The organism is candidate division WWE3 bacterium, assembly GCA_026396615.1.
Taxonomy (GTDB): Bacteria; Patescibacteriota; WWE3; order JAPLWK01; family JAPLWK01; genus JAPLWK01.
In genome coordinates, this window is sequence record JAPLWK010000004.1 from 1 (window position 1) to 9,606 (window position 9,606).

Genomic DNA, 9,606 nt, shown 5'->3' on the forward strand with positions numbered 1-9,606 from the left:
TGAACATTTGTTCACAGTGCCAAGCACTTTACGGAGAGTTCTTACTAAGTAAAAATCAGATTTCCACCAGCGCCAAAGACCCTTAAAGTCCTCGGCGCTTTTTTATTACCCAAATTCCAAACCAGCGTAGGGGTGAATCATGATTCACCCTCATCCCAAAATCGAAATTACCTCCGCTAACTCCCCCGGAAGCGCCGATTCTAAATGCATTACTGACCCGGTAACGGGATGGCAAAAGTCGATTTTGGCGGCGTGCAGGAACATCCGGGTCTGTAATTGAGTTTTGCTGAGCAGTTTGGCGTATTCTTTGTTAGCCACTTTAGAACCGTACAAAGTGTCGCCCAGAACCGGATGGTTAAGGGCCGCCAAATGGACCCGAATTTGATGGGTTCGGCCGGTCTCAGGAAAGGCTGACAACAAAGCATAACTATTAGCGGACCTTGACCATTGCTTGTTTACAACGAAGTTGGTGATAGCAGTCCGCCCTCCCTCGACGATACCATATTTGAATCGATTACGTAAATTGCGTGCGAGCGGGGCATTCACAGTGAATGGTTCGAGTGAGTCGAAGAGTCCGGCGACGAGGGTGGTGTACTCTTTTTTGACCTCATGGTTCTTGAATTGGGCTTGTAAGTTTAGAAAAGACGTGGGATCTTTGGCGATGATCAAAAGTCCTGAAGTTTCTTTATCCAGTCGATGAACGACACCATGACGGTCGTTAAATTCCTCATTTGGGGTCCCCAGCAGCCAGGTAGTGTTCTTAAGAATCCAGTCAAATAGCGTTTCTTCGTCGCGAGTTGTTTCACTGCGGTTAACTACCATGCCTGAAGGTTTATTAATGACGAGAATGGAAGAATCTTCGTAAATAATGGAAATCACTTGCCCAAAAACCCTTTAACCTCGGCTACCACTTGATCCGGCGTTAATTCTGACTTAATAAGATACCCATTGGCCCCCAGCTCAAAGCCCTCCTTGATGATAGATTCCCGGCCCAGATTAGTAAGCAGAATAACCGGTTTATGGGAATCTTTGGCGTCACTACGGATTCTCTTAAGAACCTCTAAACCATCGACTTTGGGAAGCATAATGTCAAGCAACATAATATCCCAATTAACCAAGGATGATTTTAACAAAGCCTCCTCGCCGTCCACCGCTTCCACCACAGTATAACCGCCGTCGCGCAAAATCTCGGCGTACACTTCGCGAATATCGCCCTCATCTTCAACTAACAGGACAGTTTGGGTCATAAATTACTTTCTGATTTAATGGCGCATTTAATGCATAAAGTAGCGGCCGGATCGATTTCCAGGCGTTTTGGATCGATCTTTTGCCCGCAACGCTCACATTTTCCGTATTGACCGGATTTAACTCGCCCTAAAGCCTTATCGACTTGTAATTTGGTCTTGGCTAAAAAGCTGGTCTCGGCAATTATTTGATCATGCCCCAATTGCTCGTCAACCTCGTCTTCCGGGGCGTTATCGTCTACCCGACCTTTTACTAAAAAAGGGTCATCTTGAGGCAGCTTTAATTGTGCCTCTTTGATAGCCGCATCCTTTTTAAACAATTTATCTTTTAACTGAGCCATTAAATCCATAGGTAATTTTAAACGAACTCGGCGCCAAATTCCAATCACTGCTAATATGGCAATTGCTACCAAAAAAGTCAAGGTGTATCTGCCTCCATCGTAAAGAAGCGGCAGACTAACCAGCATAAAAATAAACAAGCGATAGCCCCGCAGTATAGCTATTTTAAAGCTCCCGCCGAGAAGCGATAAAATCGCGACTGCCGCGATTACCGGAATCGGTCTAATATAGCTTGTTGTAATCAGAGTATAGGACGTTAGGCCCAGCAGTCCCAACGACAAGGCCAAACTTAAACGATCCCCTACTTCAAAAACACTCCATTTACGGCGCTTTACCAGCCAGAAGAAACCTAAAAGACCGACTAAATAAGTCGCCGGAAGATAAATTGGCCGAATAATAATCCCAAAAATAGCCGTGATGACGGCTAAAAACAGAAATAAATCGAAAATTGATTGAGTGGAATAACCTAAATTTCGCAAACATCGCCACAATATAAAGAAGCAGATCAGTAAGATAACAACGAAATACAGAACGGCCATGGCGATATTATGTCACTTTGCCGGAATTTCGACCAGTGTGACCTGCAGAGTCAGCTTAGCGCCGCTTCTGTCGATAACAACCGGCACTGTCTCCCCTACTTGGTGCTTTAAAATAGCATTAACCAAGGTGGTGTTCTCGTCAATTTTTTCGCCGCTAATGCTTAAAATAACGTCACCGGGCTTAATACCGGCCTTTTCGGCGGGCGACCCTGCGACGGCACTTCTTACCAGGGCTCCGACAGGCAGGCGCGTGAAGGTCGTGAGGTCCGGTGTGACTAATTCGTAAACAACACCCATATAAGGCCGGACGATCCGGCCAGTCGCCTCAAAGCTGCTAATCACCGGCTTAGCAGAGTTGATGGGAAGAGCGAAACCAATTCCTTGAGCCCCGCCGCTAACCGCTGAATCGATGCCGATAACTTGACCGGATAAGTTGACCAGAGGGCCACCGCTATTCCCTGGGTTCATCGAGGCGTCCGTTTGGATAACATCCGCCAGATTTTCCGTCGTCTGATCAAATGGATTGCCAGAGCCAGCTGTAATGCCGCGCCCTAACGCGGAGACGACGCCTTTAGTAACAGTGTTATCAAAACGCCCCAAAGCGTTGCCAATGGCAATCACCCCTTGACCGACTTTGAGTTTAGACGAGTCTCCGAGTTCGACCGTCGGCAAATTTGTGGCGTCAATTTTGATAATCGCTAAGTCATTACTGGGATCTAGAAAGACTTTTTTGACCGGGTAGCTGGTTTTGTCCTTGAGGACCACGGTATAAGCCACGTTAGGATCGGCGACCACGTGCTTGTTAGTGAGGATAACCCCGTCACTACGAACAATAAAGCCCGTTCCAATCCCCTGCGTGCCTGATGATTGTTGGCCGGAAAAGGGATCGAAAGAAGTGCTTTGGGTGACGACCGAAACGACCGCTGGGGAGACCTTAGTGACAGCGCTTATGACGGCCGACTCTTCATCAACCACGGTGACGGTGTTGTTCTGGATGACCACGGGCTTAGTTAGACGCGCGAAGAAACTGCTGATCGGATTGTTACTCAAATTTAAATTAAGACGTTTTTGATAGACAAGACCTAATACCCCACCAGTGACAACGACCAAAGAGACGATGAAGATGCCGAGAATCTTTTTAGAATTTTTCATAAACAAAATATATCTTAATTTGTAACAAATTTAAAGTTAGTATTCAAATCACATTTTTATATTAGATTAAGATTGTGATGTGATATTAATGTGACATTAATAAATTAAACTTAGAATTTACTGAGAGTAAACCCATTCGTCATTCCGGGCTTGACCCGGAATCCAATAACAGATTCAAATTTTTAAAAATTAAATCATTAATGATTGATTAAAAATTAAAAATTGGTAATTAAAAATTTATTGTTGTTGATCGTTTACTAGATTCCGGCTCCGGGGCCGGAATGACATAGAGACTACAGGCTTGACAAACTCTCCTGTTTGTAGTATAATACTATCAGACATTGGAAGAGGTACTTTGAAAGCAATTAGAATCTGCTCGCAAGCTGGTGACAACTTGGAGGCCCCTACCGCCTTATCGCCCTTTGGGCGTACTTTTATTGTGTAGAGACTTTACCTACCAAGGTTAAACTACCACCTGTTAGCAGATTCCAGTTGCTTCGCAAATAAGCTTATTGAGACCATTAAGACTATTACGACCATTTATCGGACCGTTCCGATCAATAGTCTTAATAATCTCAATGGCCGTAATGGTCGTAATACCATTAGACCCGTGAAATCTGCGAGGAGAGAAGTAGTCATTTAGGTAGGACTTGACTACCCCACCTCTCCCCGTAGATTTGACGGGTTTTATTTTTTCTACTTGTCATTCCGGGCTTGACCCGGAATCCAGTAACACTTATCATCCCCATACTTCAGTGAAGTAGGATGTCTTAAGCGTTAAGTTTAGATTCCCAAGACTCTATTCCTCGAATATCTTGAGCTTTACCAGTTTCTTTTTCCTCACGAATCAAGGCTAATCGAGCTGCTTCTACCCAACCGTGCACTAAACCTTGCTCTGGAGCTGGAATATCGGTTAGCTTCAATTTACCATCAGCCATTGCCTTAAAGTCGGTCGCAGTCTTGTAATAAAGGGCGTTATTATGACCCCACTCAGAATTCTTCCATAAGTCGTCTGTGTCTTTCACCTTCCCCGAAGCTAAACCAGCCTCTAATTCCTGTTTTTCATTTTTACTGTTAACGTCGAAGTAAAATTCAGATACGTTGGCAATAGCGGTTGCAGGAAGTTCCGGCCCAACTAAATAGTGTGGGTCAAATGATGTAATATCAAAAGTATCAGTTTCGGATCTTGTAACATTTTCGACTCCCATAAATATCACCTCCAATTTGCTTTGCTTAATGTAAAACTAAGCGACGATCTTTTCCCATTGCTCCAGACCCCCGACCATGTTCCCCTCATCAGAAAGCTGTTTTTTGACCGCGTCTATTACGCTAATTACTACCGCTTTTTCGCCTTCTGATAGGATATCCTTTATATCGTAGGGATCCTTGTATTGACTGATAACCTGTCTGGCGCTGACTAAACGATCCATCGTGTTTGTGTCCGATTTACTTTGGGCCAGTTGCATCCGAGCAGCACCCAAACATTCAGCCACGGCATCGCTAGTTATAGATGGAAGACTTAATCTTTCCGCTAAATCGGGGTTTTCGACTCTAAAATCAAGTGATTCATTAGGTGTTGGTACTTCTAATCCCGTAATAATCATCTCCTTAAAAATTACAAAGACAACGCTTTGTCGAGTTGTGGATCACGGCCAGCGGTAATATCGGCATCAGTAATAGCAACAACATAGTTCGGCGTAAAACCTTTTTCATGAACCCAAGTGCCGTTTGGCGTTAACCACTTAGCAACCGTGATGTGAGCCGAGGCGCCGCCGCTTAGATCAGCCACACTTTGCATAACGCCTTTGCCAAAGCTCTTCTCCCCTACTGTGATGGCTTTGGCGCGGTCAATCAAAGCGCCGGTCAATATCTCTGACGCGGAGGCGCTGCCACCATCAATCAAGATGACAACCTGCTTCCCCACCCATTTACTGTTTCGATCGGCGGGCACGGTAATCGTCTCTGTAATACCGACGCCACTTTCTTCCTGCATAACAATTCCTGATGACACAAATTCGCCGGAAATGTGGTTGGCGGCGTCAATGTAACCGCCGGGATTGCCGCGAAGATCGATGACGAGTTTTTTAAATCCGGGAAGTTTAGAAGTGATATCAGCGACAACGCTATCCCATTCGGTTGAAGTAGTATCACCAAAACGAGAGATCCGAATCACCGGGACCGCAAGACCAGCACTAGTAGACGCCTCTTTCCAAGTAACGCTTTTAACAGTGATCTTGCCGCGAGTTATGACGATGTCAACCGGAGATCCGCCATCATGCTGCAATTTGAGAGTGACATTGCTTCCGGCGCTGCCACGGATTAGAGAAACAGCGTCGGTTAAAGCCACTCCGGCGGTACTTTTGCCGTTAATCGCTAAAATATAATCGCCAGACTTAACCCCGGCGGCAATAGCTGGTGAGCCATCTAGTGGCGCCACGACAATAAGCTGACTATTTTTTATAGCTAGTTCCACCCCGACTCCCTCGTATTGACCATCTAAAGCCCCGGTCATCACTTTGTTTTGATCGGGATTTAAGAAAGTGGTATACGGGTCGCCGGTTGAGGCATAAAGACCGGAAATGGCGCCGTAGAGCAGTTTTTGAGCGTCCAGCGGCTTTTTATAGTAGTCACGATTTAAAATATCCCACGCTTTCCAAAACAAACTAAAATCGACCGTTTGATCTTTGGGATTTTGGTTAAGAACGGTAATTGGGGACTTTGAAGCCGCCAGTTCAACTAAAAAGCCACTCCGACCAAACTTGTAGCCTAGGACCGAGCCTATGACTGCAAAAGAGATTAAAAAAATTACGATTTGAAATCTTTTAAAATTCATACTAAGATGCCCACGCTTTCAACGGGGACGATCATTTCTTCGTTACTCGTGAACCTGACTTTAACCGCTGAAGCCAACACCCCGGAATCAAATCTAAATTCGGAACTCAACAATTCTATCACAGTCGCCTGTTCCCCAAAATGAGGCCAAGCATAAACCTTAACGCGAGCGTTAACCGCCAGATCCGCCATTAAATCATCAGAGGTAGATTCGATTTCGACCGGATCTATAGTTGGCATGAAGACCGTCCCGGTATCACCGTAAACCGCCACAAATTTGCCTACACTCTTCTTAATTATTTTCATAATATCCGGCAGAATCGGCAAATGCCCAAAGCCACCAATTAACACCAAGCCAAAATTGGGAATAGCTCTAGCCGCTAAATATGTTTCCCAGTCCGTACCCCCGGCAATTATCGCCGCCACTCCTAAAGTCCTTGCTTTCGCTAGCAGAATCTGGTCTAAAAAATCGGTAAAAACCACTTTACCGCAACTCGCTTCGTCACCAAGATTGGCAACCGCCGTTAGCTCTCCAAAACCACTGCCTAAACCGGCCACTCCGCGTAAAAGGATGCCATCGGTTTTTAAGGTGACGCTTTTAGTTTCTTGATTAATAGCGCTCACATCTCCGGCCAAACCGGCGACTAAAAAGAAATCCCGCTTTGGTGATTCCAGCAACATCTCGTGTTTTAAAAGGTTGATTGAAATAATGGAACCGGCAAACGGAGCGGTTAGCGAAGTTTTTTTAGTAAAAAATCCTGATTTAGCTAAGCAGTCGCCGCCTTTTACCCAGTCCCCTACTCGCACAACGGGGCGACCACTGTAAATTAAAGTTTGACTAAGAAAAGAGACTTTAGCGGCCGCGATGTGATCGTAAGCCGAAACTTTGCCACCGACATTCACCAAAACCTCCCCGGAATAGGGTAAAGTCCGCGTCACTTCCGTATCTTTTAAATATTTAATTCTTTGCAAAATAGCGGCTCTCATGATTTTAAAGCTTTACTCCACTCTTTTAATAATTTAATCCGCACTTCATCGGTTTTTGGAAAAATTCGCGGCCGCATCCGAGTGTCAATAACAATTCCTAAAGCGCCCCCTAATAACTCAGCGTCAAAATCACCTTTGGGACCGTGCCCGGTGACTCGAACCGAGGTGTTTGCCGGCACGCTAAAGCGAGCCAAACGACCTTCCTCTAAAGACAATTTTTGCGGTAACGTTTCTCCCTCAAAGAATAGCTCAAAAGTGGCCGGCCCGGGCCAAATCACGACTGAACCAAGCTTAATAAAATCACCGGTAACCACTTTAAGGCTAGCCGCAGTCATGGCGGGCACTATTCCAATTCGATCCTGCAGCAAAAAACATGCCCCTACAGCGTCCACCCCGTCTAAAAAGATTTCAACCGCCATCGCCGGATCGTCAATGTAACTAAAAACCGTTCCCGACAGCAAAAGTTCTTCAGGTAAAGTTTTCTTAAAGTAGCCCAGTTGCCGAATTATAGTCTTGGAAATGGCCATTTGCAGCAGCATATCCCGGGGCGTTACCGGCAAAAAAGAGCCGATTAAACTTTGGCTGGCCCGAATATTTGAAAGTTCGGTTAAATTAATAGTAAAAGGTAATAAATTGCTAATTTCCGGGAGAGGTAGGATCTCCGAAAAATCCTCGCTCAGGTAAAGGACGTTAAAGCCAAGAACGGAGCGCATTTTAGTAAAAATAGTTTCATCAACAATCACTAATTTATTTTGAGAGGGATAATTAAGGACTTCTGGATCACCGGTAAACTCCGCAACGGTATTCAGAACTTCCAGAAGTTTCCGAGGCGCCTCAGCCTGGCAAAAAGCGAACGGCAACGGAACTTTTATGACATCAAAATTATAATTTTTCTTGATGTACAAGGCCACAGCGAAGTGTGAGTGGAATTGGATGGACAAGAGCATTGGTAAAAGTATACACTACTCACCCGTCATTATGAATTTGAAGCCGAAGGCTAACCTTTGGGTTTCAGAATCCAGTAATCTCATCGAATTTGAAATTTACAATTTACAATTTGAAATCAATTTTAAATGTTTAAAAATTTAAATTTTAAAAATTGAATTCAACAATTTGCCACAAATTGGTAGTGAACGAAGTGAACGTTCATTTCGAATTTCAAATTGAAAATTAGATTTTATGTTTAATGGTAAATCCTGATTTAGAGGGCGTGAACGTCGGTATAGGGAATCAAAGCGAGGAAACGGGCATTCTTAACGGCGGCGGCGTATTGCCGCTGATGAGAAGCGCAGACGCTGCTGTATTTACGAGGCACGATAAGATGACGCTCTGTTAAATAGCGCTTAAGACGAACGACGTCTTTAAATGACGGCGCAACGTTGTCTTTACAAAAGCCGCACTCGTCCGCAATTTTTTGTCTTTTAAAAGCTCTAAGCATAATATTTTAGAACGGCATCGGGCTGCCATCTCCCAGATCTACATCTTCCGCTCCGGTGGGACGGTTGTCAACTGACGGAGTCGGCATCGCTTCTGGCGCAGGACCGGATTCTGATCCTTCAGACGCAGCCGGCATATTGGCGGCAGGAATAGGGCCCTCGCCCATTCGGGTACCGCCTAAAAAGATGACGTCATCAGCAATAATTTCGGTGCGGTAATGCTTTACCTTTTGCAAGTCTTCCCAATTATGGGTTTGCAAGCGGCCGGACACGTAAACTTTGGCACCTTTTTTAAGAAATTGATTGCAAATTTCCGCGAGCTTTGCCCAGGTCACAACGTTGTGATATTCAGTCGCTTCTTGAGTAGTCCCTCCGACCGGCGTCCAGCTGCGATTAGTAGCGACGGAAAATGAGGTAACAGGGCGACCGGAAGGCGTGTAGCGCATCTCGGGATCCCGCACCAAGTTTCCAATGATCATTGCGACATTTAAAGATTTAGAAGACATAAAATTTTAATTTTCCGAATTCGTCCGAATTTTTCCGAATGATCCGAATACCGGCCGATATTTGGATGATTCGTGTTAATTCGAATCAATTTGGACGTTTAGGACGATTTAGTAAATAAAAACCTTACGACATCGGCATTAAGTTTAAAGTTCTTTGAGAGCTCAATGACTGTCTTATTATCACCACTAACAGTCCAAAACATGTAGTAACCGTCAGTTAAATCGTTAATCTTGTAGGCTAAACGACGCTTGCCCATATCATCTTCCTTAACGATTTTAACTTTAGCTTTTTCCAAAAGCTTTCTAACCGGGACGATCGAATCAATTCCTTTTAAAATTAACGCCAATTCGTAATTCATAGATAACAAGGCTCAATTTACATTAAATGAACAGGTTTGGCAATAGTTTAGTCTAATTTAAATGTTTGAAATATATTTCCCACTAAGTTTTTCTCTGGATCAAAGTCCTTACCGTAACGCGCGTAGAGAACGTACAACTTTCCATTATTTTTAAAAACGTACTGAGTCTCAAGATTATTGGGAGCTGAAGGATCATTTATCTTCTCGATCTT

At 44.5% G+C, this 9,606-nt stretch carries 12 protein-coding genes; all 12 read right to left on the reverse strand.

Annotated elements, in window-relative coordinates:
• Positions 1-150: 150 nt before the first annotated feature.
• The 12 genes from NT141_00715 to rpsF all read right to left on the reverse strand — a co-directional run bounded on the left by NT141_00715 (position 151) and on the right by rpsF (position 9,394).
• The gene (locus tag NT141_00715) at positions 151-879 is read right to left on the reverse strand and encodes an RluA family pseudouridine synthase (GenBank protein ID MCX6783583.1); all 729 of its coding nucleotides are present in this window, start codon (positions 877-879) and stop codon (positions 151-153) included.
• Positions 876-1,247 (reverse strand): response regulator, encoded by a 372-nt coding sequence (locus NT141_00720; protein ID MCX6783584.1) that lies wholly within the window; start codon positions 1,245-1,247, stop codon positions 876-878. The genes NT141_00715 and NT141_00720 overlap by 4 nt, the downstream gene beginning before the upstream one ends.
• The gene (locus tag NT141_00725; GenBank protein MCX6783585.1) at positions 1,244-2,122 is read right to left on the reverse strand and encodes a TraR/DksA family transcriptional regulator; all 879 of its coding nucleotides are present in this window, start codon (positions 2,120-2,122) and stop codon (positions 1,244-1,246) included. The genes NT141_00720 and NT141_00725 overlap by 4 nt, the downstream gene beginning before the upstream one ends.
• 12 nt (positions 2,123-2,134) lie before the next feature.
• Positions 2,135-3,274, reverse strand: coding sequence for a trypsin-like peptidase domain-containing protein (locus tag NT141_00730; protein ID MCX6783586.1), 1,140 nt, complete (start codon positions 3,272-3,274; stop codon positions 2,135-2,137).
• A 770-nt stretch (positions 3,275-4,044) separates the two neighbouring features.
• The gene (locus NT141_00735; protein ID MCX6783587.1) at positions 4,045-4,482 is read right to left on the reverse strand and encodes a hypothetical protein; all 438 of its coding nucleotides are present in this window, start codon (positions 4,480-4,482) and stop codon (positions 4,045-4,047) included.
• A gap of 36 nt (positions 4,483-4,518) precedes the next feature.
• Positions 4,519-4,878, reverse strand: coding sequence for a hypothetical protein (locus NT141_00740; protein MCX6783588.1), 360 nt, complete (start codon positions 4,876-4,878; stop codon positions 4,519-4,521).
• A gap of 11 nt (positions 4,879-4,889) precedes the next feature.
• On the reverse strand, positions 4,890-6,107 hold the full coding sequence (locus NT141_00745) for a S41 family peptidase (GenBank protein ID MCX6783589.1): 1,218 nt from the start codon (positions 6,105-6,107) through the stop codon (positions 4,890-4,892).
• The gene (locus tag NT141_00750; protein MCX6783590.1) at positions 6,104-7,093 is read right to left on the reverse strand and encodes a hypothetical protein; all 990 of its coding nucleotides are present in this window, start codon (positions 7,091-7,093) and stop codon (positions 6,104-6,106) included. The genes NT141_00745 and NT141_00750 overlap by 4 nt, the downstream gene beginning before the upstream one ends.
• The gene (locus NT141_00755) at positions 7,090-8,040 is read right to left on the reverse strand and encodes a hypothetical protein (protein MCX6783591.1); all 951 of its coding nucleotides are present in this window, start codon (positions 8,038-8,040) and stop codon (positions 7,090-7,092) included. Before NT141_00755 ends, NT141_00750 begins: the two co-directional genes overlap by 4 nt.
• Before the next feature lie 254 nt (positions 8,041-8,294).
• Positions 8,295-8,531 (reverse strand): 30S ribosomal protein S18, encoded by a 237-nt coding sequence (rpsR, locus tag NT141_00760; protein ID MCX6783592.1) that lies wholly within the window; start codon positions 8,529-8,531, stop codon positions 8,295-8,297.
• 6 nt (positions 8,532-8,537) lie between these two features.
• Complete coding sequence (ssb, locus tag NT141_00765) at positions 8,538-9,035, reverse strand: single-stranded DNA-binding protein (GenBank protein ID MCX6783593.1); 498 nt, start codon at positions 9,033-9,035, stop codon at positions 8,538-8,540.
• 98 nt (positions 9,036-9,133) lie between these two features.
• Positions 9,134-9,394: a 30S ribosomal protein S6 gene (gene rpsF, locus NT141_00770; GenBank protein ID MCX6783594.1), complete on the reverse strand. Its 261-nt coding sequence runs from the start codon at positions 9,392-9,394 to the stop codon at positions 9,134-9,136.
• Positions 9,395-9,606: the final 212 nt, after the last annotated feature.